At 70.7% G+C, this 23,167-nt stretch carries 16 protein-coding genes; 8 read left to right on the plus strand and 8 right to left on the minus strand.

Translation table 11 applies throughout. The features are described from left to right. Positions 1-10 precede the first annotated feature (10 nt). From M0G41_RS12520 to M0G41_RS12530, 3 genes are all read right to left on the minus strand, one after another. Positions 11-3,559: an RCC1 domain-containing protein gene (locus M0G41_RS12520; RefSeq protein WP_248209879.1), complete on the minus strand. Its 3,549-nt coding sequence runs from the start codon at positions 3,557-3,559 to the stop codon at positions 11-13. Between the two features lie 439 nt (positions 3,560-3,998). Further along, on the minus strand, positions 3,999-4,928 hold the full coding sequence (locus tag M0G41_RS12525) for a DHH family phosphoesterase (protein WP_248209880.1): 930 nt from the start codon (positions 4,926-4,928) through the stop codon (positions 3,999-4,001). Positions 4,929-5,011: 83 nt separating this feature from the next. Beyond that, positions 5,012-6,133 (minus strand): alkane 1-monooxygenase, encoded by a 1,122-nt coding sequence (locus M0G41_RS12530; RefSeq protein WP_248209882.1) that lies wholly within the window; start codon positions 6,131-6,133, stop codon positions 5,012-5,014. Between the two features lie 83 nt (positions 6,134-6,216). Between M0G41_RS12530 and M0G41_RS12535 the strand changes: the two genes are divergently transcribed. The 3 genes from M0G41_RS12535 to M0G41_RS12545 are packed head-to-tail and all read left to right on the plus strand — an operon-like array spanning position 6,217 to position 12,047. Beyond that, positions 6,217-7,332 carry an AraC family transcriptional regulator gene (locus M0G41_RS12535; RefSeq protein WP_248209885.1) on the plus strand — a complete coding sequence of 372 codons (1,116 nt, stop codon included), beginning with the start codon at positions 6,217-6,219 and terminating at the stop codon, positions 7,330-7,332. Between the two features lie 30 nt (positions 7,333-7,362). Continuing rightward, positions 7,363-9,420: a S46 family peptidase gene (locus tag M0G41_RS12540; RefSeq protein ID WP_248209888.1), complete on the plus strand. Its 2,058-nt coding sequence runs from the start codon at positions 7,363-7,365 to the stop codon at positions 9,418-9,420. Between the two features lie 59 nt (positions 9,421-9,479). After that, entirely contained in the window at positions 9,480-12,047 is a 2,568-nt protein-coding gene (locus M0G41_RS12545; RefSeq protein ID WP_248209890.1) for a sensor histidine kinase, read from the plus strand. Here the strand turns inward: M0G41_RS12545 and M0G41_RS12550 are convergent. Then, entirely contained in the window at positions 12,039-12,833 is a 795-nt protein-coding gene (locus tag M0G41_RS12550; protein ID WP_248209892.1) for a helix-turn-helix transcriptional regulator, read from the minus strand. The two genes, M0G41_RS12545 and M0G41_RS12550, sit on opposite strands and share 9 nt — an antisense overlap. A gap of 107 nt (positions 12,834-12,940) precedes the next feature. On the opposite strand from M0G41_RS12550, the gene M0G41_RS12555 reads away from it, so the two are divergent. The 3 genes from M0G41_RS12555 (at position 12,941) to M0G41_RS18685 (ending at position 16,601) form a co-directional block, all read left to right on the plus strand. Next, positions 12,941-13,345, plus strand: a complete 405-nt coding sequence (locus M0G41_RS12555) for a hypothetical protein (RefSeq protein WP_248209895.1) — start codon at positions 12,941-12,943, stop codon at positions 13,343-13,345. Next, positions 13,345-13,725 carry a hypothetical protein gene (locus M0G41_RS12560; protein WP_248209898.1) on the plus strand — a complete coding sequence of 127 codons (381 nt, stop codon included), beginning with the start codon at positions 13,345-13,347 and terminating at the stop codon, positions 13,723-13,725. Before M0G41_RS12555 ends, M0G41_RS12560 begins: the two co-directional genes overlap by 1 nt. A gap of 158 nt (positions 13,726-13,883) precedes the next feature. Further along, on the plus strand, positions 13,884-16,601 hold the full coding sequence (locus tag M0G41_RS18685) for a methyl-accepting chemotaxis protein (protein ID WP_282452902.1): 2,718 nt from the start codon (positions 13,884-13,886) through the stop codon (positions 16,599-16,601). 58 nt (positions 16,602-16,659) lie between these two features. Here the strand turns inward: M0G41_RS18685 and M0G41_RS12575 are convergent, their stop codons facing one another. Next, positions 16,660-17,502 carry a bifunctional transcriptional activator/DNA repair enzyme AdaA gene (locus M0G41_RS12575; RefSeq protein WP_248209899.1) on the minus strand — a complete coding sequence of 281 codons (843 nt, stop codon included), beginning with the start codon at positions 17,500-17,502 and terminating at the stop codon, positions 16,660-16,662. A 143-nt stretch (positions 17,503-17,645) separates the two neighbouring features. On the opposite strand from M0G41_RS12575, the gene M0G41_RS12580 reads away from it, so the two are divergent. Beyond that, positions 17,646-18,113: a DUF1203 domain-containing protein gene (locus tag M0G41_RS12580; RefSeq protein WP_248209902.1), complete on the plus strand. Its 468-nt coding sequence runs from the start codon at positions 17,646-17,648 to the stop codon at positions 18,111-18,113. Positions 18,114-18,143: 30 nt separating this feature from the next. On the opposite strand, the gene M0G41_RS12585 is transcribed toward M0G41_RS12580, so the two are convergent. After that, positions 18,144-19,373 carry an ATP-binding response regulator gene (locus M0G41_RS12585; protein ID WP_248209904.1) on the minus strand — a complete coding sequence of 410 codons (1,230 nt, stop codon included), beginning with the start codon at positions 19,371-19,373 and terminating at the stop codon, positions 18,144-18,146. A 30-nt stretch (positions 19,374-19,403) separates the two neighbouring features. Between M0G41_RS12585 and M0G41_RS12590 the strand changes: the two genes are divergently transcribed. Beyond that, positions 19,404-20,132 (plus strand): 4'-phosphopantetheinyl transferase family protein, encoded by a 729-nt coding sequence (locus M0G41_RS12590; RefSeq protein ID WP_248209913.1) that lies wholly within the window; start codon positions 19,404-19,406, stop codon positions 20,130-20,132. On the opposite strand, the gene M0G41_RS12595 is transcribed toward M0G41_RS12590, so the two are convergent. Together M0G41_RS12595 and M0G41_RS18855 are read right to left on the minus strand one after the other, a co-directional pair. Next, positions 20,105-20,296: a DUF2256 domain-containing protein gene (locus M0G41_RS12595; RefSeq protein ID WP_248209914.1), complete on the minus strand. Its 192-nt coding sequence runs from the start codon at positions 20,294-20,296 to the stop codon at positions 20,105-20,107. The genes M0G41_RS12590 and M0G41_RS12595 overlap by 28 nt on opposite strands. Then, positions 20,296-23,148 carry a ligand-binding sensor domain-containing diguanylate cyclase gene (locus tag M0G41_RS18855; RefSeq protein WP_248209916.1) on the minus strand — a complete coding sequence of 951 codons (2,853 nt, stop codon included), beginning with the start codon at positions 23,146-23,148 and terminating at the stop codon, positions 20,296-20,298. Before M0G41_RS18855 ends, M0G41_RS12595 begins: the two co-directional genes overlap by 1 nt. Between the last annotated feature and the right edge of the window lie 19 nt (positions 23,149-23,167).

Consider the following 23,167-nt stretch of genomic DNA (forward strand, 5'->3'; position numbering starts at 1 on the left):
GGCCCGCGGTCTACTCGAAATCGTGGGCGAACAGCGTGTCCGGATCCACCAGTGTCTCGCGGACGAAGATATTGCTTTGCCCGCCCGCCGCGGAAGCGGACAGGTTGCTGGCCGAGGACTCGTAGGCCAGCCGCTTGCCCATGTAGTCCAGCGCCGGACGCGTGCCTGCGCCGTTCGCGATGTCGCCGGTCCCGCCACGGTCGAGGCGACGAAGGCTTCCCTCGCGCAGCGAGAACACATGGACGTCGGACAGGCCATTGTTGTCCGCCTCGGTCGCGACCAGATTGCGCGCCTGCGAACTGAAGCTCACTGTGCGCCCGTCGCCCGAGATGCGGGGCTCCAGAGCCGCGCCGTTGCCGTCGGCCTGGCCTCTGCCCTCACTGACACGAATCAGCGCTCCGCTGGACAGATCGAGGTGATAGATGTCGGGAAGGCCGTTCTTGTCCGAACCCGAAAGCGGCAGCGAGCTCTCGAACGCGATCCGCGTTCCCGAATAGTCGACCTGCGGGCGGCTGCTTCCGGCGCCGGCCGCGCCGCATTGCTGGGCGTTGCCGGGCGCCGCGATGGTCTGGCTGCTGCCGGTGAGCATGTTGCGCATGACCAGCGCGGTGCCTGGGTTCGCGCACGGGCTGGACTGGCCGCCGAGGTTACTGGCCTCGGTCTCGAACACCACGATATTGCCGTTCGCGGACACCACCGGATTGCGGCTCGGTCCGTTGGCCATCAGACCGCTGCCGGCATCGGCGCAGGACAGGCATTGCGGATTGTCGGGAGCGACCGGAATGAACTCGCCCCCGCTTTCCTGCAGGGGCACCCGGAACACATTGATCTGGCCCGGCACGCCCTGCATCGGGTTGGATACCGCGCCCGAAAACACGACCGCCTTGCCGCCCGGAGCCAGCACCGGCTTGGCCCCGGTTTCGGGAGCGGTGGCCACGCGGCGGGTGCTGCCGGTCAGCATGTTGCGCATGAAGACGCCACTGCTGCTGCCCTTGCGCCGGGCGTCCGCGGACTTCTTCGACTCGCCCCTCAGCTTGCGCACCGCGGCATCGGGGGCGACGAAGACCACCAGTTGGCCATCTGCCGATACGGACGGCTCGCCGGAAGCTCCGCTGATCTGCTGGCCCGCATCATCCACGCTGACACGCTGGACAGCACCGGTGACCAGGTCGCGGCGGAAGATGTCCGGAGAGAGGTTGTTGTCGCCCGCCACCAGCGAATCCGAATCCGAGCGGAACACGACGTAGCGGCCCTGGGCATCGCTCACCGGCTCAGCGGAGTCGTCGTCGGCGCCGTCACTCGCGAGCGCGATCTCGCGGCTCGCCGAGTCCTCGATCACCGTGTCCGGCAGGAAGCGGCCGCCGGAGCTGCCATCGCCAAGGCGGCCGTAGTCGGAGAGTCCCCAGCAGCTGGCTGCGCCCGTGTCATCGATCGCGCAGCTGTGCGAGGTGCCGGCATCCACCCGCGCGTAGCGGATCGTCAGGTTGCCGACGCGAACGGGTGTGGACCGGTTGATCGTGCTGCCATCGCCAAGCTGGCCGTCGCCGTTGAAGCCCCAGCACCAGAGACTGCCGGACAGGGTTACGGCGCAGGTGTGCAGGTCTCCGGCACCCACCTGCGTGACCGGCGCATCGAAGCCCGACACCAGCTGCGGGGTGGCCGAGGCAAACGTGCCTGACACACCCAGCTGGCCACGGCTATTCGAACCCCAGCAGTACAGCGCGCCAGCCTGGTCGAACGCGCAGGCATGGTTGTTTCCCACCGCCAGCCCCTCTGCCGCGGGCAGGCCCTGCACCTCGACCGGGGTTCCGCTGGAGCCGCCCGGGACGCCGAGCTGCCCGGAGAAATTGACGCCCCAACACATCACCTTGCCGTCACCCTGGCGCGCGCAGCTGTGCTGGTCGCCGGCGCCGATCTGTTCCGCACTGCCTGAAATGCTCACTGCAACCGGACGGTTGCTCGCCACCGTTCCGCCGTCGCCAAGCTGGCCGCCGGTGTTGTCGCCCCAGCAGCGGGCCGCGCCGGACTGCAGCGCGGCGCAGGTGTGGAAGCGTCCGGTGGCGATATCGACGGCCGGGCTATCGAGGTCGACGACCGCGGTCGGTCGCTCGATGTTGAAATCGGTCACTCCGGCGCCCAGCTGGCCCTGCACGTTGATGCCCCAGCAGTCCACGCCGCCCACAGAGTCGATGGCGCAGCTGAACTCCAGCCCCGTATCGACCTCCTGGTAGCTTCCCGGCGGGCCGACCTGTGTCGGTAGCAGGCGGGTCAGGAAGCTGTCGTCGCCGATCTGGCCGAACCAGTTGTTCCCCCAACAGGCGAGCTCGCCTGAAGTGCCCACGGCGCAGGTGGTTGAGAAGCCGGTGGCGATGCGGCTGAGGCCGAAGGGCTGGCTTGCCACCGGGGTGGCGACCACCCGGTCTTCCGAGTCACCGGTGCCCAGCTGGCCGAAGCCGTTGTTGCCCCAGCACTGGAGCCGCTTGTCGCTGCTGATGGCGCAGGTGTGGGCCAGGCCACCGGCCAGCCGCGTGATGGTCCCTTCCAGACCCTGCACCGCCACCGGTGAAGTGCGGGTCTCGGTGGTCCCGTCACCCAGCTGGCCGAAGCTGTTGTCTCCGATGCAGGCCACCGCTCCGCCGGAAACCAGTGCACAGCGCTGCACGCCACCGATGGCGATGTCCAGCACGGTGCCGCCGAGGCCCCCGACCAGGGTGGGCGTGGCTTCGATGGTCTGGAAAGCGTCGCTGATCACCCGCATGCCCCAGCAGCGCATCTCGCCATTGTCCATGCGCGCGCAGCTCTGGGTGCCGCGGCGGTCGTTCTCGCTGGCCAGGATCTGGGCCACGCCGCTGGCAAGGCCGGACACCGCGACCGGTGCGTCGCGCTGGGTGAAGGTCCCGTCGCCGATGGCGCCATCCGAATTGCCACCCCAGCACTGCGCGCCGCCGTTGATGATGGCACAGCTGTGACGACCACCTGCCGTGATGTCGCTGACGCCGCTGACCAGTCCGCTGACCTGGGTCGGTACGGAGCGGAACGTAGTGCTGCCATCGCCTAGCTGACCGACGAAATTGTTTCCCCAGCACAGCGCAGCACCGGACACGGTGGCGGCGCAGGTATGCGTCGTGCCGGCGGAGAGTCGCTGCAGCGGCCCGGGCAGGCCGGACACCGCCGTGGGCGAGGACTTGATCTGCGTCGTGCCGTCGCCCAACTGCCCTGAGGAATTCGACCCCCAGCACATGGCCGATCCGTCGACCAGGCGCGCACAGGTGTGTGAGCCGCCGGCGCTGAGCTCGGCGACGGCAGCGCTGAAGCCGGTGACCTCTACCGGTGACTTCTGCTCGGTGAAGTGCCCCAGACCCAGCTGGCCGAACTGGTTGCGGCCCCAACAGAAGACGCGCCCATCCTCGAGCAGGGCGCAGGTATGGCCGTCACCTGAACTGGCCGCGATGACGCCGTCGAGGACAGGGGCAGCGTGGGCGGCAGAGGCGAGGAGGAAGAGCAGCAGGCCCGGGCCTACCACGGCCTTGAGCCAGCGGGTCCTGGTCAGGGTGGGCATCTTCGACACGCCGTTTGCGCCAATGCCGGAGACCGCACGCTACGCCGCCGTCGGCTCGCTGGCAAATTCACTTTTGCTGCGGACTCTCCTTGGACGCCGGCTTGTACCCGACGCACACCGGAAGGCGGCTGTTCCGTGCAATGCGGTAAGGCTTTCGGCCGCTTCGCGGCTACGGCGAGCTTTACTCGCTCGGCCGCTTCGCGTCTGCGGCGAGCTTCCCTCGCACGCCGGATCGCTGCTACGCAGCTCGAAATCCCGGCTCGTTCCGGCCAGAGCGCCTGCATGCGCTCTGGCGTTCGACCGCTTCGCATCTACGGCGAGCTTTCCTCGCACACCGGCTCGCTGCTACGCAGCTCGAAACCCCGGCTCGTTCCGGCCAGAGCGCCTGCATGCGCTCTGGCGTTCGCCGGCTCGCTGCTACGCAGCTCGAAATCCCGGCTCACCCATTCCGGTTGATGGCTTCGATCAGCTCGTTGAGCACCGCGTCGGCGCGGTCGTTTTCGACCTGGCAGGTGCCGGCGTTCTGATGGCCACCGCCGCCGTACTTCAGCATCAGCTCGCCGATGTTGGTTTTCGAGGTGCGATTGACGATCGACTTGCCGGTGGCGAAGACGGTGTTCTGCTGCTTGAGGCCCCACATGACGTGGATCGATATGTTGGTCTCGGGGAACAGCGCGTAGATGGTGAAACGGTTGGTGGCGTAGATGGTGTCCTCGCCACGCAGGTCGAGCACGGCGAGGTTCCCGTGCACGGTGGTGCAGCGGGTGATCTGCTCCTTGGCCCGCTCGGCGTGCTCGAAGTACAGCTCGACCCGCTCCTTGACGTCGGGCAACTGCAGGATGTCCTCGATGCCGTGGTCACGGCAGTAGCTGATCAGGTCCATCATCAGCTGGTAGTTGGAGACGCGGAACTCGCGGAAGCGGCCGAGGCCGGTGCGCGCGTCCATCAGGAAGTTGAGCAGCACCCAGCCGCGGGGCTCAAGGATCTCGGCGATGCTGAACTGCGCCGAGTCGCCCTTGTCGACGGCTTCCATCATCTCGGTGCTGATGGTGGGGAAGCGCTCGGCCCCGCCGAAGTGGTCGTAGACCACGCGTGCGGCCGAGGGGGCGCTGGCGTCGATGACGTGGTTGTCGCGCTCGCCGGGGTTGCGCACCGTCTCCGAGTGGTGGTGGTCGAAGGCCATGCCGATGCCGGGGACATAGGGCAGGTTGCAGCTGATGTCGCGCGGGCCGACCTCGATCTTGCCGTCCTGCATGTCCTTGGGGTGGACGAACTTGATGTCGTCGACCATGTCCAGCTCGTTCAGCAGCACGGCGCAGACCAGGCCGTCGAAGTCGCTGCGCGTGATCAGGCGGTACTTCTCGTCCATGCCTTGCCCCCTCTGCGCCGCATGCAGTACGGCTCCCTTCCCGCATTTCACTGCAGGCGGGCGGGCCGATGCAAGGTCGCGGATCAGCCCCGGTTGCAGCGGCTGCGATCGCCGCCGTAGAAGGCGATCACCCGGCGGTCCATCAATGCGAACCACAGCGGCGGAATCCAGGCCGCGGGGACCAGGGCCGCATAGCCGGCCGGCAGCTGCGGGCTGTCCTCGAAGTGACGCAGCAGCTGGTAGGGGCGCAGCGGGTGGGCGTGGTGGTCGGCGTGGCGTTCCAGCTGGTAGAGCAGCCAGTTGGACAGTCGCCGGCTGCTGTTCCATGAGTGCTGAGCCTGGCAGCGCTCGTAGCGTCCGCTGGCATCACGCTGGCGCAGCAGGCCGTAGTGCTCGATGTAGTTGACGGCCTCCAGCGTGCTGGCGCCATAGAAGGCCTGGGCCAGGAACAGGGGCAGGGCGATCCAGCCGAAAGCGGCGACCAGGGCTGCCGCGAGCAGCAGGCTGAGCAACCATCCCTGCAGGTTCTGGTTCTGCCAGTGCAGCACCGGTTTGCCCTCGCGGGTCAGGCGCTCGCGCTCCAGCGTCCACGCCGAGCGCAGGCTGCCGAGCAGGGTGCGCGGCAGGAAGCGCCAGAACGATTCGCCGAGCCGCGCGCTGGCCGGATCCTCGGGCGTGGCGACGCGCACGTGATGGCCGCGGTTGTGTTCGACCACGAAGTGCCCGTAGCAGGCCGGGGCCAGCGCAAGCCTTGCCAGCCAGGCATTGAGCGCGCCGCGCTTGTGGCCCAGTTCATGGCCGACGTTGATGCCGCCGCCGGCGACCAGGCCGAGGCTGGCGATCATGCCGAGCCAGCCGATCCAGCCCGGCGTCTCGTTGGCCACCACCCAGGCGGCGAGGACGAGGGCGGCGTAGTGCAGCGGGAGCCAGGCGATCAGCACGCCGCGATACCAGCCATCCGCAGCCAGTCCGTGGGACTGGGCCTCATCGGGATTGCGTGGATCCTCGCCAAGCAGCTGGTCGAGGAGGGGCACCAGTCCGTAGAGCACGCAGGGCGCGAGCCACCAGGCGAACTCGCCCATCGGTCCCCGGCTCGCCCACCAGGACAGCACCGGCAGCAGGGGGACGCTGAGTGCGATCAGCCAGACCGCGCGAGCGGGACGGGCGGGCAGGTCGCGCGGCGTGGAGGCCATTGTCTGCTGCATGGGTGTCGCCTCTGTCGGATGGAACAAGACTGGCTCCGGCGCTAAGCTCGATACTTGTCATTTTCTGCCAGGTGTCCTGGGCGATGGGTGGACCCAGACCCGATACGGCGAATCTGCCCGCGCGCTACTACCTGCGGCTCGGACTGTTGCTCGCCGAACAGGGCGTTCCAGCGGAGGACCTGCTGGCGCGGGCGAGGATTCCCGCGCGACGCCTGCTCGAGCCCGATGGCTCGCTGCGCATCCAGGAGGTCGAGCGTCTGTCGCTGGCGGCGCTGGCGCTGTTCCGGGGCAGCGACCTGGGCTGGCGGCTGGGGGCCGCGATCCCGCCTGCCGAGCACGCCACCCTGGGCCATGCCCTGCTCGACGCGCCGACCCTCGACGCGGCACTGCGCCTGGCCGCGCGCTATTTCTCCCTGCTTTCGCCCGGATTCCTGCTGCGCTACCGGATGCAGGACGGTGCGGGCGAAGTGGAGGTCATGCCGCGGCTGGCATTCGGCGCCGCCACGCTTCGGCTGCATCTCGACACCATCCTGACGGGCCTGCTCGCCGAACTCGGCTACCTTCATGGCCGGCCGCTTCCCTTGCTTGAGGTCGAGTGCGCACTGCCCGCGCCGGCGCCGGTCCGCAGCCAGCCCCTGCTCAGGCCGCATCGCTGCCGGTTCGGCATCGGGGGGCTGCCGCGCTTCGTGGTCCGGCTCCCCGAGGCCCTGCTGCTGGGCCGGCGCCAGCGAGAAGCCGGCGGCCTGCGCGAGGAGGCGCGCGGGCGGCTGGAGGCCGAGCGCGAACGCCTGCGCCACCGGGGCGGCCTGTCCGAATGGGCCGGCATGATGCTGCGAGAGGCCGAGGGCGGTCTTCCCACCCAGGCCGAGCTGGCCGGCCTGCTCGGCCTCTCTACACGCAGTTTCGCCAGGGAGCTGGAGCGCGAAGGCGTTGGATACCGCGCGCTTGCATCCGATATGCGCATGGCCAGGGCGCGGGCGGCGCTCGCTGCGGGCAGCCAGCCGATCACCGCGCTGGCCCTTTCACTCGGCTATGGCGACGTCGCCAACTTCAGCCGCGCGTTTCGCCGCGCCCACGGCGTCTCGCCGCGTGCCTGGCGCGCGGCCCGGCACCCGGGACACGGAAGCCTTCGGCAAGACGAGGGCGAGCCGCGGCCGTCCGTGACCCGGGCGCTTTGCCCGGCCCGGTGTGGACGCTAGGATGCCGGGTCCAGCCATCCGGAGCCCGCCATGCGCGTTCTCGCCACTGCCGTCCTGCTTGCCCTTGCTGTCCCGGTCGCCGCCGACGAGGGCATGTGGACCCTCGACAACCTGCCGCGCGAGTCGCTCAAGCAGCAGTACGACTTCGATCCCGGTGCCGAATGGCTGCAGCGCTCGATGAAGAGCGCCGTGCGCCTGGCCGGCGGCTGCTCGGGGTCCTTCATCTCGCCCACCGGCCTCGTGCTTACCAACCATCACTGCGTGCTGGGCTGCGTGCAGCAGCTGAGCTCGGCCGAGAACGACTACGTCAACGACGGATTCCTGGCCGCCTCACGTGGCGAGGAGCAGCAGTGCCCGGGGATGGAAATCAACCAGCTGGAGAAGACCGCGGACGTCACCGAGCGCATCCGCACGGCGACGCTCGGCCTCTCCGGCAAGGCCTACAACGATGCCAAGAAGGCCGAGCAGTCGAAGATCGAGTCCGAGTGCGTGGGCGATGACAGCAAGACCAGCCGCTGCGACATCGTCGAGCTCTACCAGGGCGGCGTGCAGCACCTCTACCAGTACCGCCGCTACCAGGACGTCCGTCTTGTGTTCACGCCGGAGTACGCATCGGGGTTCTTCGGCGGCGATCCGGACAACTTCAACTTCCCGCGTTACAACCTCGACATGGCCCTGCTGCGCGTCTACCAGGACGACAAGCCGCTGCAGCCCGAGGAACACTTCGCGGTCCGCGCCGAGGGCGCCAAGGAAGGCGAGCTGGTGATGACGCTCGGCCATCCGGGCAGCACCCAGCGCCTGTTGACCGTCTCGCAGCTGGAAACCCAGCGCGATACCGTGCTGCCCTTCCGGCTGATGTTCGCCGCCGAGATGCGCGGCATCCTGCGCCAGTTCGGCAGCCAGAGCGAAGAGAACGCGCGCATCGCGCAGAGCGACCTGGTCAGCGTCGAGAACGGCTTCAAGGCGCGCTCGGGCATGTTCCGCGCGCTGCTGGCGCCTGCGGTGATGGCCGAGAAGGCCGAAGCCGAGAAGGCCCTGCGCGACTGGGTGATGGCCGATGCCGGACGGCGCGAGCAGTACGGCGATCCCTGGCAGGAGATCGCCGGCGTGCAGCAGGCCTGGCGCGACCTCTACGTCGACTATTCGCTGGTCGAGGGCGGGCTGGGCTTCATCAGCCAGCACGTCGGCTGGGCCGAGACCCTGGTCCGCGGCGCCGAGGAGCGCGGCAAGCCCGATGGCCAGCGCCTGCGCGAGTTCGCCGAGGCCGGCCTGCCGGCGGTGCGCGCACGGCTGCTGGCCAAGTCGCCGATGTACCCCGAGTACGAGAAGGTCAAGCTGGGCTGGTCGCTGTCCAAGCTGCGCGAACTACTCGGCGCCGACCATCCGTTTGTGCGCGAGGTGCTGGGCAAGCGCTCGCCGGAGGCGCTGGCCGCGCACATCGTCGACAACTCGAAGCTCGCCGACCCCGCCCTGCGCGAGCAGCTCTGGGAGGGCGGCGCCGAGGCCGTCGCGGCCAGCGAGGATCCGGCCATCGTGCTGGCGCGCAGCGTCGACCGTTTCGGACGCGAGCTGCGCCAGCGCTATGAGGGCGAGATCCAGTCGGTGGAACGTCGTGCGGCCGAGCAGCTGGCCGCTGCGCGATTCGCCCTGAAGGGCACCAGCGTGTATCCGGACGCGACTTTCTCCCTGCGCCTGTCCTTCGGCACCATCAAGGGCTGGGAAGAAAAGGGTGAGCCGGTGGCACCGTTCACCACCATCGACGGGCTCTACGCCCGGGCCAGCGACTACGATCCCTACAAGCTGGCGCCGAGCTGGGTCGAGGCCAGGCCGAAGCTGGACATGGACGCGCGCTTCAACCAGGTCTCGACCAACGACATCATCGGCGGCAATTCCGGCAGCCCGCTGATCAACGCCCAGGGCGAGGTCGTCGGGCTGATCTTCGATGGCAATATCCACTCGCTGGGTGGCGCCTTCTTCATGGACGGCAGCGTCAACCGTGCGGTGTCGGTGCACCCGCAGGCCATGCTTCAGGCCCTCGAGAAGGTCTATCCCGCGGGCCATCTGCTGAAGGAAATCAGCGTCCGCTGATCCGCTCGCCGCGGCAGGGGCGCGCTCCCCTGCCGCGTTCGGGCTAAGCTCGGCGCAGGATGCCTTCCTCGCCCACGGTCCGCGATTCCAGCACCCACCCCGACCGCGACCCCGCAGCGGCGCTGGTCGCGCTCGCGGTGGCTGCCTGTGCCGCGCTGGTGATGCTCGCCTGGAAGCTGCGCCTGGATGCCGTGATCCAGGTGCTGCCGGGCCTGACGCCCATGCAGTTCAACACCGCGCTTGGCTTGCTCCTGTCCGGCAGCGCGATCGGCGCGCTGGCCATGGCCCGACCGCGGACCGCCGTGGCCCTGGCCCTGGTTGCCGGATCGATCGGCCTTGCCTCCTCCCTGCAGTACGCCACGGGGAACGATCTCGGCATTGACCAGCTGCTGCACCGCTCACACCTGGCCCAGGCCACGTCCCATCCCGGGCGCATGTCCCCGCCCACGGGGGTGGCCCTGTTCCTGCTCGGCTGCGTGGTAGTCCTGCTCGTGTCCGGGCGCGGCGAGCAGCGAGCGGTGCTGGCAAGCCTGCTTGTCTCGCTGGTGCTTGCCCTGGCCGGCTCGGCCCTGCTCGGCTACGCCCTGATCGGGACGCCCCTGCTGGGCGGGCCCGGGGTCACGCTGATGGCCGTCAATACGGCGCTTTTGCTCGCCCTGCTGGCGGTCGCCGTGCGCCGTCTTCTGCGCCCGCGGCTGAGCGCCGCGGAATCGCCGCCGCCACTCGCGATCGAACTGCTGGTGGTGAGCCTTCTGATCGGCAGCCTGCTGCTCTGGCGCGAGCTGGGCGAGGAGGAGCGACAGTCCGCCGAAGCACTTCAGCGCGCGGAGCTGGAGTGGCTGTCGGCGCGCCTGCGCAGCAATTTCAATGCCTTCGATCGGCCGCTGCGGCGCATGGTCGAGCGCGCACCTGACACGGGACCGTGGCCGGAGCCTGCCTGGCGGCTCGACGCGCGGCTGCTCCTGCGTGATGTCGCCGGCCTGGTCTCGCTGCAGTTCCTCGATCGGGAGGGTCGGGTGCGCTGGGTGGAGCCCGAGGATGGCACCCGGGCCCTGATCGGCACGCGTCCGAACGTCGATCCGCAGCGCCGGGCACTGCTCGAGCGTGCGGCAGACAGCGGTGAGGTCGTGCTCTCCCCACCCATCGAGCTGCTCCAGGGTGGGCTCGGCCTGCTGCTGTTCGCGCCGGTGCCCGGCGATGATCCGGGCTTCCTGGTGGGCGTGTTGCGTCTGGCCGACCGGCTGGAGACGGTGATCGAGGCAAGCCTCAGGCATACCGGAGTCGCCGTCCTGTATGGCGATCAGGTGATCTTCGAGGGAGAGGATCACCGCCGGGTCTCCAGCCGGCCCGGGGCGCTGCTGCGCGTGCCCATCGGCGGTGATCTCGAGGGCTGGAGCCTGGTCGCCCATCCGGCCGGCGTGCCGGCGATTTCGCTCAGGTTGGCCGACCTGACGCTTGCCATTGCCGTCGGCGCCTCGCTGCTCGTGCAGCTGGCCCTGTTCTGGTGGTGGGCGGGCCTGCGCCGGGCCCGCGATCTGCGCGCGGTCGGTGAAGCCCTTGCCGAAGCCAACCGGCGCACGGCCATGGCGACCCAGGTCGCGCGCATCGGCATCTGGGAGTGGCGGCGTGAGCGCAACGAGCTGATCTGGGATGCGCAGTGTCGCGAACTGTTCGGCGCGACGGAGGACGGACGCGCACCCATCGAGGTCCTGCGCGCCTGCCTCGACGGTGACGCGCAGCGGGAGATCGCCCGAGGCCTGCGCCGTGCGGTGGCGGGCGACGGGGTCGTACAGCTCGATCTCGCGATCCGTCGCCTTGACGGAACGCAGGCCGACCTGCATCTCACCGGTCGGGTCATTGGCGAGCGCTCGCGGCGTCAGCTGCGCGTGCTCGGCGTGGTGATGGACGTCACCGAGCGCCAGCGGCTCGAGCGGCTGAAGAGCGCCTTCGTCTCGACGGTAAGCCATGAGCTGCGTACGCCGTTGACGGCGATCAGCGGCTCGCTGGCCCTGATCGACTCGGGTCGCCTGGCCGAGGTGCCGGAGCCCCTGCGCCCGCTGCTCAGGGTCTCGCGCGAGAACAGCGACCGCCTGACCCTGCTGATCAACGATCTGCTCGACATGGAGCAGCTCACCCAGGGCGGGATCCAGCTTTCCCCGCGCGAACTTGATCTCAGCGCCGAACTGGACCGGGCACTGGCGCTCAACCGCAGCTACGCCGAAGCGCTGGACGTGCGGTTCTCGGCAGCCCGGGGGGCGGCGGCGATGGCGGTCATCGCCGACCCGGACCGCCTGCAGCAGGTCCTGTCGAACCTGCTGTCCAATGCATGCAAGTTCTCCTCGCCCGGGCAGACGGTCGAAATCTCCGCCGGCGCCGAAGGGGCATTCGCCCGCATCGAGGTGCTCGATCGCGGCAGCGGGGTACCCGAGGCCTTCCGCAACCGGCTGTTCTCGCGCTTCAGTCAGGCCGACGCCTCGGACAGCAGGCGGCACAGCGGCACGGGCCTCGGACTGTCGATCTGCCGCGAGCTGGTCGAGCGGATGGGCGGAACGATCGGCTATGCGCCGAGGGGCGGCGGGGGCAGCGTGTTCTGGTTCACCGTGCCCCTGGTGCCCGGATCACGCTGAGGCGAGCCTCGTCAGGCGCTCCGCGGTCTCGGCGTCGGCCGGAAACAGGGCTTCCAGGGCCAGTTCCGACAGGGTGACGTCGGCCGGTGCCCCGAACACGGTCAGGGTGCTGAGCAGGGCCAGCTCGCCGACCGGGCTGCGCAAGCGCAGCAGTACCGCGAAGTCGTTGCCGGTGGACTGGCCTGCCGCACCCTCGCCCGGCAGCGGAGCGTATCCGGCGAGTTCGTCGCGAAGCTCGGCCAGCACCGGGTCGCCGCTGTCACTGGCCAGCTGGCCGACCCGGCGCATGAAATAGGCGCGCATCTCGGCCAGGTTGATGATGGCGGGCGCCAGGCCACGCGGATGCAGGCTGACCCTCAACACATTGATCCGACCCTGCAGCAGGCTCGGGTCGACCATGCCCAGCAGGGCGCGGGCAGGACGGTTCGCCAGCTGCAGGTTCCAATGCCGGTCGACCACCAGCGCGGGGTAGGGCTCGTGGGCAGCCAACAGGCGCTGCAGGGCTTCGCGGGCGGCATCGAGGGCCGCGGAGTCGAGCGCGCGTTCCGCATAGGCCGGCGCGAAGCCCCCGGCCAGAAGCAGCCTGTTGCGCTCGCGCAGCGGAATCCCAAGCGCCAGGCACAGCTGCAGGATCAGCTCACGGCTGGGCCGGGCCCGGCCGGTCTCCACAAAGCTGAGGTGTCGCGCCGAGACGCCGGCGTCCAGGGCGAGTTGCTGCTGGCTGCGCTGCCGGCGCTGCCGCCAGTCGCGCAGCAGGCGGCCGGCTGGGGAAACAGGGTTGTCCATGCACCGAGTGTAGGCCGGGCGGGGTCATCGGCGGCATTACCCGGCAGGTAATCGCCGCGACGCGATAGCGCGCCCAGGATTGCTCCATTCCAGACGAGGAGACCGCCATGCTGTTCGATATCCGACGCCCCCTGATCCAGCGCGCCCTGTGGCTGGATGGCCTGGTCAGCCTGGCCGCGGGCCTGCTTTGCCTGCCGTGTGCCGCATGGTTGGCCGGCGAGCTGGGCGTCCCGTACGCCGCTGTGCTCGGCCTTGGCGCTTTCATGGCCGCCTATGGCGCCGGCCTGCTCGCCTGGGCCCCTCGCGTGCGGCAGCCCGGGCCCGGGCTTGCCTGGCTGGTTGCCGGCAATGGGATGTGGGTGCTGGCGAGCGTGGCCCTGGCCTTTTCGGACTGGATCGCGCCGAGCGCGATCGGCCTGGGTCTCCTGCTCGGCCAGGCCGCGATCGTCCTCGGCATCACCGAGCTGCAGTGGCTCGGCCTGCGCCGAGGCCTGCGCGCACGGGTGGCCTGATGTCCGCCCGTCACGCCGTCGCCGGCTGTCTCCTGGCCCTCACCCTGATCCACGTCCTGCCGCTGGCCGGCCTTGCCGGCGAGGCGGCCCTGCGCGCCGGCTACGGGCTGGCTGCGCTGGATGCCGGCAGCCTGATCCTGCTGCGACATCGCGCCCTGCTGTTCGGTGTGCTCGCAGGCCTGCTGCTGGCCTCGCTCTGGCGGCCCGCTTTGCGGGCCCCGGTGATCCTGGCCACCCTGGTCGCCGATGGCGGGTTCCTGCTGCTGGCCTGGCCGTGGACAGCGCTCCCCCCCGGCCTGCTGCCGATTCTCTGGGGAGATCTGCTGGCGGTGCCGCTGGCGCTGGCCGCCCTGCTTCTCGGGCGGCCCGCTTCGCGCTGACCGGGCGCGGCCCCGGGGCTCCATGGCCCCGGCGCCGTCCGGTCTCGGGCAAACCCTTGGCGCATGTGCGGCGCGGCGCGGGTATGCTCTTCGAACGCGGTCCCGGCCGGGACCTCCTTCCACCTCGCAAGGCAGGTCCTGCCAAGGGAGCTACGAAGATGGGATTGCGTTCGATCGCCGCGCGGACCGCGCTGATCCTGGCCCTGGTCGCCGCCCTGTGCTTCGCGGGTGCCGCCTGGCTGATCCTTCAGAAGGCCTCCGCCGAGCAGCAGGAAACCGCCCTGCGCGAGCTGGAGCAGCTGGCCCGCGCCGAGGCCGCGAAAGTGCGCGGGATGGCGACCGAGCCCCTGGTGATGGTCCGCGGACTGGCCGAGGCCACCCTGCAGATGATTGAGCAGGAGGTTCCCAGCCGCGATCAGGCTTCCGGCCTGGTGCGGCGCTACGCGGTGTCCGATCCCGGCACGCTCGGCTACTGGCTCGAGTTCGAGCGCAATGGCTTCGACGGTCGCGACGACGAACTGGCGCGGGACTGGAACGCGCCCCCTGACGATTCCGAGGCACCTGCGGACGATGCTGGAATGCCTGCGTTTCCGGCCGGCGAACCCAGCGGGGACGAGATGGATGCCTACGTAGCGGGGCTCTCCCCGGGCGAGCAGGTCACCACCGACTCGGGACGCCTGTCGATCTACTGGGTGCTCGACGACAACGGCGAGCCCTCGCTCGAACACTCGGTCGGCAGCGAGGGCGACAAGGACCTCGAAGGCGAGGACTACTACGTCGCCGCCCGCGACCGTGGCGCCGAGATGATGTTCGAGCCCTACGTCTACCCGGTGGACGGGGAGGACGTGCTGATGACCAGCCTGATGATGCCGCTGCTGCGCAACGGCCAGCACATCGGCGTGGCCGGGGCCGACATCACGCTGGACAGGATCCAGTCCGAGCTGGCGGCGGTCAGTCCCTACGGCAATGGCGTGGTTCGGCTGCTCTCGCCCAGCGGCATGGTGCTGGCCGCCCCGGAAAGCCAGCTGCTCGGCCAGGCCTGGCCCCAGGACCTGGCCGCGGTGCAGGCGGAGCTTGCCCGCGGCGGCGTGGTGCGCACGCGCGAGGACGATGCCGCGGTGGGTCAGGAGGTGTTCCGCGTCTACGTGCCGGTCAAGGTCGGTCGCGGCAGCGATGTGTTCATGCTGGCGGTCTCCGCTCCGGTCGATGCGGTGATGGCCGGCGTCGCCGAAGTGCGCAACCGGGTCGCCCTGGTCGCCGTGGCCAGCGTCATCGTGCTGGCCGTGGTGCTGGCGGTCCTGCTGAACCGCCTGGTCGGCCGCCCGCTGCAGGGCGTGGTGACCGCGGTGAACGCGGTGGCCCAAGGCAAGCTCGACTACCCGATCGCCGCCCGTGGTCAGGACGAGGTGGGTCAGGTCGGCGATGCCCTGCGCGGCATGCAGCGCGACCTGCGTGAGCGGATCGAGTCCGAGCGCGCGATCGCCGCACAGAACCTGCGGGTGAGGATCGCACTCGACAACGCCGGCACCGCGATGCTGATCGCCGATGCCTCGGGGAGGATCGCCTATGCCAATCCCGCCTTCCGCGGCCTGCTGCGTGAGCACGGCGCGGCCCTGGCCGAGGCGCTGCCCTCGCTGGATCCTTCGGCCATCGAGGGCGCTGCCCTGGAGGTGCTGCAGCGCCCGGGCGAGCGCAGTCTGATCGACATCGCCGAGGTCGTCCGCAGCCAGCGCGAGTTCGGTGCCAGCGTGTTCGAGCAGACCGCAGCGCCGGTGCGCTCCGCGGAGGGCGAGAAGCTGGGCGTGGTGCTGGAATGGCGCGACCGCAGCCAGGAGATCGCGGTCGAGGCCGAGGTGGCCGGGGTCATCGAGGCGGCGGCGGCGGGCGACCTGTCGCGGCGCATCGGGGTGGCCGGAAAACAGGGTTTCTTCCGCCGCCTCGCCGAGGGCGTGGACGGCATGCTCGATGCCAACGAGCAGTCGATCTCCGAGGTGCAGCGCGTGCTCGCCGCGCTGGCCGAGGGCGACCTGACCCAGCGGATCACCGCTGATTTCGGCGGCGTGTTCGGCCAGATGCGCGACGACACCAATCTGACCGCCGAGCGCCTCACCGACATCATGGCCAAGGTGCGTGAGGCGGTGGACGCCATCAACACCGCGGCGCGCGAGATCTCCGCCGGCAACCAGGATCTGTCCGCGCGCTCCGAGCAGCAGGCGGCGAGCCTCGAGGAAACCGCGGCCGCGATGGAGCAGCTGACCTCGACGGTGAAGAACAACGCCGAATCCTCGCGCCAGGCGCGCCAGCTGGCGGTTGGCGCTGCCGACGTCGCCAGCCGCGGCGGTGCGGTGGTCCATCAGGTGGTCGAGCAGATGGACGGCATCACCCGCGCCTCCAAGCAGATCGGCGACATCATCGGGGTGATCGACGGGATCGCCTTCCAGACCAATATCCTGGCCCTCAACGCGGCGGTCGAGGCCGCCCGTGCCGGTGAGCAGGGTCGCGGGTTCGCCGTCGTCGCCAGCGAGGTGCGCTCGCTGGCCCAGCGCTCGGCCGAGGCGGCCAAGCAGATCAAGGGACTGATCAGCCAGTCCGGGCAGCGTGTCGACCAGGGCGCGGCCCTGGTTTCCGAGGCCGGCGCCACCATGACCGAGATCGTCGAGGCCGTGCGCCGGGTCAACGACCTGATGGGCGAGATCGCCTCGGCCTCGGACGAGCAGGCCACCGGTATCGAGCAGGTCAACCACACCATCACCCACATGGACGGCGTCACCCAGCAGAACGTGGCCCTGGTCGAGGAGGCCACTGCCGCCGCCGGCTCACTGGAGGAACAGGCCGGCAAGCTGGCCGATGCGGTCGCGGTGTTCCGGCTCCGCTGACCCGAAGCTCGCGGCGCGGCCGTCTTCGGCGGGCCCCTGATCCCGCGCCAGGCGGTTCTCAGGCGCCGACGCCCTCGCCACGCAGCAGGGCGCGCTTGCGCGCCTCGCCCCAGCGGTAGCCGCCCAGACTCCCGTCGCCGCGCAGCACGCGGTGGCAGGGCACCAGTACCGCGACCCGGTTGGCGGCGCAGGCCGCGGCCGCGGCGCGGGCTGCCCGCGGCCGACCGAGCGCCGCGGCGAGTTCGCCGTAACTCCTCGTTTCACCCTCATGCAGGCCGACGAGAAACTCCCAGACCTGGATCTGGAAGGCGGTGCCGCGCAGGTCGAGCGGTAGCTGTGGCCGCGGGGCGCGCCCGGCGAGATGCCGCTCGAGCGCCTCGATCCAGGCGTCCAGGGCATCCCCCGCGCTGGACGCCGTCAGCCGGGCGCGGGGGAACTCCCGCTGCAGATCCGCGAGCAGGGCATGGCGCCCTGATCCGAACTGGGCGAAGCAGACGCCGCGCGCCGTGGCCGCCATCAGCAGCCAGCCGAGCCCTGTCCTGCGCGCCGCCCAGCTGATCTCCTCGCCGGCGGCGCCCTTGCGATAGGCGGACAGGGTCATGCCGAGATCACGTTGCGCGGGTTCGTAGACCCGGCTGGTCGAGCCGAAGCCCGCCTCATGGATGGCCTCGGTGACGCCGCGCCCGGCGCGCAGGGCCTGTTTGAGCTGCCCCATGCGCGCCGCATCGCGCAGCTGCCTCGGTGAAACCCCGAACAGGGCGACGAAGCGTCGCTGGAAGGCGGCGGCCGACAGTCCGTGGCGGGCGGCCAGCTCGGAAAGGGGCCAGCTCTCGCCGGGACGCTCGATGATCTGGCGGGCGAGGCGACAGAGGGCGCTGTCGGTGGCACGTTCGACGGGCATGGCTGTGGGCGGGGGTGGGGCGACGGGCACAGTGTCGCAGCCGGGCAGGGAGCACACACTCCGATCCTTGCGCGCAAGAAGCGGAGTGACGGCGGTGGGCACGGCGCACAGGCTGGTATGACCCCGAACGGAACCCCTGCACCATGTCCCTGCGCTTTCTCGGTATCGACCCGAAACCCTTTCGCCACCTGTTCGGCCTCAAGGATGCCGCCCTGGCCCGGCTCGGCATCGAACGCCACCGGGTCACCGCATCGCCCGGCACGCCGGACCGGATCAGCCTGCGCGACCTGCAGCCGGGCCAGACCGCGTTGCTGATGCACTACGTCCACCAGCCCGCCGATACGCCCTATCGTGCGAGCCATGCGATCTTCGTCGGCGAGGCCGATGGTGAAGCGGCCTGCTATGTGGACACGCTGCCCCCGGCGTTGGCCCTGCGACCGCTCTCCCTGCGCGCGTTCAGCCGCGGACACCGCATGCTCGACGCCGACCTGGTCACCGCAGACGCCGCCCTGGACTCCGCCGCCCGCCTGCTGGCCCGGCCGGATGTCGCCTACCTGCACGCGCATTACGCGCGACCCGGCTGCTTTGCCGCGCGGGTGGAGCGGGCCTGAGCGGCGTGCCTTGCCGCGCGGTCGGGTCGGTCAGGGCGGGGCGGGGCGGCGGACGTGCGCCGCCACGGCCGTCAGCAGGGCCTGCAGGGCGGTGGCGGAAAGTGGCCGTTCGAGCAGGGGCAGGCCCTGCTCCCCGGCCCGCGCGCGCATCGCCGCGGACGGGTCCCTGGCCAGCAGGGCCGCGGGCAGCTGGCCGCCGGCCTCGCGCCCGAGAATGCTGGTCAGCGCGAAGCCGTCCAAGCCGTCTTCCTGCCCTAGCTCGATCAGCAGCAGGTCCGGCCGATTCTCCCGAACGGACAGCAAGGCCGCCTCCGCGTCTGCGGCCGCGTCCACTGCGTGCCCCCACGCCTGCAGCAGGGCCTGGCAGTCGTCAGATCCGGCCTGCCCGGCGCCCACGTAAAGCACTCGAAGCCGACCGGCAGGCGCGGCCCCGGCGTCCGGCGTGGCCGGACTCCCGGGCGGGTCGCAGAGCGGCACCTCGATCTCGTGCAGGCTGCCACGGCCTAGCCGCGAACGGCGGCGCAGCGGGTGGCCGAGGAGGCGCGCGCTGCTGGCGCTGATCATCAGGCGCAGGGCGTCGCCGCGGGTGGCGCCCGAACCGTCGTCAAGGCGCCAGCGCTCGGCCGGCACCGGCTCGGCCTCGCCCGGCCGTCCCGGGCCGGTATCCCAGACCTGCAGCAGCGCGTGGCTGCCGCGTCGGCGTAGGCCCAGCAGCACCCCTCCGTAGCCGGTCTGGGCCAGGGCCGTGGCCAGCAGGTTCTCCAGCACGCGCTGAAGCAGTACGCGATCGGATCGGATCCAGCAGGGCGGACAGCGCAGGGCCAGTCGCAGGCCGGCTCGCTCGGCGGTGTCGGCGAACTCGGCGACCAGGGTGTGGAGCAGGGCGGGCGCATCAAGCGGTTCGATCCTGGGCTCGATGGCCGGCGGTCGGGGGCCTTCGCGTTGAACCGTGGCCTGGTCGGGGGCGTCCGCGATCGCCTCGACCGCCTCGACCGCTCCGGCGGGGGCTGCCGCGGCCAGCGGCAGCAGGGCGGCCGGAAGCAGCACGGCCGCAAGCAGCGCCCAGGGTCCCAGCAGCAGGTGCAGGACGGCCCCGAACACGGCCCAGGCCGAGCTGACGGCGATCAGCATCAGGCCGCGGCGGAGAGGGGCGGCGCCTCCGGGGCGACCGGGGGCCCTGAGCAGGGCGTAGAGCAGGCCGAGGGCCAGTGCGCCCAGGCAGGGCAGGGCCAGCCAGAGCAGGCCGGGTCCGGCGATCATCGGCGGGGGCTCCTGGCCAGGGGAGGACGGATGATCGACGATCAGGCCCGGCTTGGCGAGGCGGCGCCGGGATCAGGCACACTGGCCGCCATGAGCCTGCCGCCGCCGACCGAACTTGCCTGGCCGCCCCCGGCCCTGCAGCGCCCCCGGGACGAAGAGACCGATCTGTGGTGGATCGATCCGGTGATTGCAGCGGAGTTGCCTACCCGGGCCCGCGCGCGGCACCTGCTGCATAGCGTGCTGGCCGTCTACCTCGATGGCGAGCCGCTGGCACTCGACCGCGAACCCAAGGGACGGCCCTTTCTGCGCAATCCTTCGCCGCCCGATTTCAATCTGAGCGATACCCGCGGCGGCACCGTGCTGGCGGTGGCCGGCCGCGGCCGGATCGGTATCGACCTCGAGCGTCTCGATCGGGACCCGCCGGTGGCCCGGCTGGCTTCGCGCTGGTTCTCAGCGGAAGAGGCCGAGGCGATTGCCGGGCTGGACGGGGAGGCCGCGCGAAGCGCCTTCCTGCGCCTGTGGACCGCCAAGGAGGCCGCCTGCAAGGCCACCGGAACCGGCATCTTCGGCTGGCTGCCGCAATGGCGCTTCGAAGTCGGGCCGGAGGCGCCCTGCGCGCGGTCCGCCCCCGGCCACGCGGGGTCGCTCTCGGACTGGCATTTCCTGCGCGTCGCGCCCTCGGACCAGCACACCTGCGTCCTGGCGGTCTGGGGCTTCCAGCCGCGCTGGCGTCACTTCTTCCGCGTGATGCCGGGCTGAGCGGCCGCGCCGCGCGGCGTGCCGCGCCGGCAGGCATCGCTGCAATAGACCACCTGATCCCAGTCCTTCGCCCACTTGCGACGCCAGCTGAACATGCGCTGGCAGACCGGGCAGCGCTTCTCTGGCAGCCCCGGGGCCCGCGATTCGCGCCGGGAACCCGGCATCAGCGGGAGGTCGCGACCACGCGATTGCGACCCTGGCGCTTGGCGGCGTAGAGCGCGGTGTCGGCGTCGCGCAGCAGATCCGTCGGGGTGCGCCCGGCGGCCGGCACCTCGCTGGCCACGCCCACGCTGACCGTGGTCGGGAATCCGGGATGGTCGAAGCTCGCGCGCATCGCCTCGGCGCGCTGTATGGCCTCCTCGAGGTGGGTGCCGGGCAGGACCACGGCAAACTCCTCGCCGCCGAAGCGGGCCAGCAGCTCGCGCACCGGGCGCACCATTTCATCGAGCTTCTCCGCGACCCGTACCAGCTGCTGGTCACCCTCCAGGTGGCCATGCTGGTCGTTGAACTGCTTGAAGTGGTCGACGTCGATCATCACCAGGGACAGCGGCTGGCGCAGCTCGGCGCAGCGCTCCCACTCGCGGGCCATGGCCTGCTCCAGCGCGCGGCGATTCGCGACTCCGGTCAGGCTGTCCTCGGTGGCCAGCTCGGCGAGCTTGGCGTTGGCCTGCTTCAGCTCGAGGGTGCGCTCGGCGATCTTCGCCTCCAGCCGGCGGTTCGCCGCCCGGAACTGCCGGTAGCGCAGACGCGCCAGCAGCTGAGCGCCAAGCAGCAGCAGGAGCAGGACGGCGCAGCCCAGGCCGATTCGCGCCCAGGGCGTCTGCCACCAGGCCGGACGCACCGCAAAGGCAAAGGCCAGCGGCTCGCCCAGGCGACCATTCCGCGTGCGCCCCTCAACGCGCAGCAGGTACTCGCCCGGGCCGGGTGCGCGCAGGGTGAGGGCCGGTCGTCGGGCGGGGCTCCATTCGCTCCAGCTGCCGTCCAGCCCGTCGATGCGCTGGCGGAACTCCACCCCGGGTTCCATCGTCGGCATCCGGAAGTCGAACAGCAGTGCATCCCCGTCGGCCAGCGCCAGGTCGGGTGCGCCACGAAGCGGCAGGCGGTGGCTTCTGCCGTCGGCGCGACGCAGCTCCCAGCCGGCGAGCTGCACCGACAGGGGCATCAGCGGCGACTCGTCCACCTCTGGATCGAACTGCAGCAATCCGCCCCAGGTCTTGATCCGCAGCTTGCCGTCGGCGTCGGTCTTCATGCCGAAGAAGCCGCGCGCAAGCCCCGAGCCCAGCGGCGCGAGCTGCCAGTCCCCGGTGCCCGGAAGGCGCCGGAAGAGCTGCCGCTCCGCATAGGCGAAATCGCCATGCTCGGTCTCGGTCAGCCCCATGCTGAAGGGGCGCTCGAAGAGCGAGAACGGCGGGCCCTCGTAGGGCTCGAATCGTTCGCCGACGAACCGGTAGACGCGCTGCCCGCAGACCGCGTAGAGCCCCCCGTCGAGGCGGTAGAGGATGCTGCCCATCGCCGGATCCCAGTGCAGGCCCTGCTCCGGCCCGAACAACTCGCGAGCCTCGATGCGCAGGCCACTCTCGTCCAGCGTCCAGCGCTGCGGGGCCCCGCGCAGGTCGTCGACCCACAGGCGGCCGGCGTCGGCCTCGAAGATCTCGGTCAGGCTGATGCCCTCGAGCGGCCAGCGGGCCAGTGTCTTCCAGTGGACGCCCTGCTGCGCCAGCACGGCGATCTCGTCATTGCCCAGGGCGTAGACGCGCCCCGGAAACCGCTCCGACGCCTGCAGCAGGAAGGTTGAGTCCTGCTCCAGCACGCGAAGCGTCGACCCGTCCCGGTCGGAGTGCCAGAGCACCCCGTCACGGTCGCCCACCAGCAGGCCGCCTGCGGCGGCGAGCAGGGTGCCTGCTTCGAGGCTGGTGTCGATGGCCGGCCGGAAGGCGATCTGCCCGTTGCGACGCGCGCTGCGGAAGACGCCGACCGAGGTGCCGACCCAGAGCGAGCCGTTGTGGAATGCGGTGTCGAGCACCGACCCCGAGAGACCTTCGCGCGGGCTGAACGTGCTCCACGGGGAGGGCAGGCGAAGGCGGACGAGATCGCCCTCGGTCGACACCCAGACGCCGCCTTCCCGGTCATGGTCGAGCCGGAGGATGGAATAGGGGCCGAGGGCGTGGATGCCGACCACGCCGAACCCGGCGTCGAGATGGATCACCTCGCCGCCGTCGGTTCCGATCAGATAGCCGCCGTCGGCCAGCCGCAGTCCTGGCGCCGGGTCGCGGGCCGCCAGCACCGGGTCGGCCGGCCCGCTGAGCCGCGAGAGGCCCTTGGAATGGGACAGGTAGATGCCCTCCCGGCTGACCAGCACCAGGTCATCGGGGCGGGCGAAGATCTCGGACAGCGGTCGCTCGGCAAATGCTTCGCCGCCCGGCGCCAGCCGGAATCCGCCGGCGTCGATGCGGCCGAAGCCGTGCCCGTGGAGGCGCGTGTAGAGGGTGTCACCGATAGCAAACACCCGCCGGTAGTCCAGACCCAGCGGCCAGCGCTCGCGCTCGCCCGCGTAGCCGAGGAAAAACAGCGCTTCGTTGCTGCGGAAGAACAGTCCGCGCGGCGTCGCAAGCACGTCCCAGATGATGCCGAAGGTGGCCTGCTCGCCGTCGACGCCGAACTCGCCGCGCAGGTCGACGTAGCGAAAGGCGCCCGTGGCGTCGATGTCCAGCCGGCCGAACTGGTCGACGCCGCCGACGTGGATCCGTCCGTCGCGGTCCAGGGCAAGCGCACGGGCCGGCGAGAAGCCGGGGAGTTCGATCAGGTCCCAGTGGCTGCCGTCGTAATGCAGGACGCCGGCGCCGTTGGCCACCAGCAGACTGCCATCGGGCAGCGAGAGCACGTCATGGCTGGAGGGGTTGGCGTCGTGGTCCTCGGCCCCGAAGCGCTGCTGCAGCGGCTGCCCCTGCAGCGACAGGTCCGGAGCTGCCGCGGCGGCCAGGAAACTGCACAGCAGCAGCGGGAGCGCGGCTTTCACCATGTGCACAGTGTCGCGC

The sequence above is a fragment of the Pseudomarimonas salicorniae genome, assembly GCF_023156535.1.
GTDB lineage: Bacteria > Pseudomonadota > Gammaproteobacteria > Xanthomonadales > Xanthomonadaceae > Pseudomarimonas > Pseudomarimonas salicorniae.

Bases quoted from the DNA above. Each gene is read 5' to 3' on its own strand.
- M0G41_RS12520 (WP_248209879.1), bottom strand. From the start codon at position 3,559: ATGCCCACCCTGACCAGGACCCGCTGGCTCAAGGCCGTGGTAGGCCCG.
- M0G41_RS12525 (WP_248209880.1), bottom strand. From the start codon at position 4,928: ATGGACGAGAAGTACCGCCTGATCACGCGCAGCGACTTCGACGGCCTG.
- M0G41_RS12530 (WP_248209882.1), bottom strand. From the start codon at position 6,133: ATGCAGCAGACAATGGCCTCCACGCCGCGCGACCTGCCCGCCCGTCCC.
- M0G41_RS12535 (WP_248209885.1), top strand. From the start codon at position 6,217: ATGGGTGGACCCAGACCCGATACGGCGAATCTGCCCGCGCGCTACTAC.
- M0G41_RS12540 (WP_248209888.1), top strand. From the start codon at position 7,363: ATGCGCGTTCTCGCCACTGCCGTCCTGCTTGCCCTTGCTGTCCCGGTC.
- M0G41_RS12545 (WP_248209890.1), top strand. From the start codon at position 9,480: ATGCCTTCCTCGCCCACGGTCCGCGATTCCAGCACCCACCCCGACCGC.
- M0G41_RS12550 (WP_248209892.1), bottom strand. From the start codon at position 12,833: ATGGACAACCCTGTTTCCCCAGCCGGCCGCCTGCTGCGCGACTGGCGG.
- M0G41_RS12555 (WP_248209895.1), top strand. From the start codon at position 12,941: ATGCTGTTCGATATCCGACGCCCCCTGATCCAGCGCGCCCTGTGGCTG.
- M0G41_RS12560 (WP_248209898.1), top strand. From the start codon at position 13,345: ATGTCCGCCCGTCACGCCGTCGCCGGCTGTCTCCTGGCCCTCACCCTG.
- M0G41_RS18685 (WP_282452902.1), top strand. From the start codon at position 13,884: ATGGGATTGCGTTCGATCGCCGCGCGGACCGCGCTGATCCTGGCCCTG.
- M0G41_RS12575 (WP_248209899.1), bottom strand. From the start codon at position 17,502: ATGCCCGTCGAACGTGCCACCGACAGCGCCCTCTGTCGCCTCGCCCGC.
- M0G41_RS12580 (WP_248209902.1), top strand. From the start codon at position 17,646: ATGTCCCTGCGCTTTCTCGGTATCGACCCGAAACCCTTTCGCCACCTG.
- M0G41_RS12585 (WP_248209904.1), bottom strand. From the start codon at position 19,373: ATGATCGCCGGACCCGGCCTGCTCTGGCTGGCCCTGCCCTGCCTGGGC.
- M0G41_RS12590 (WP_248209913.1), top strand. From the start codon at position 19,404: ATGATCGACGATCAGGCCCGGCTTGGCGAGGCGGCGCCGGGATCAGGC.
- M0G41_RS12595 (WP_248209914.1), bottom strand. From the start codon at position 20,296: ATGCCGGGTTCCCGGCGCGAATCGCGGGCCCCGGGGCTGCCAGAGAAG.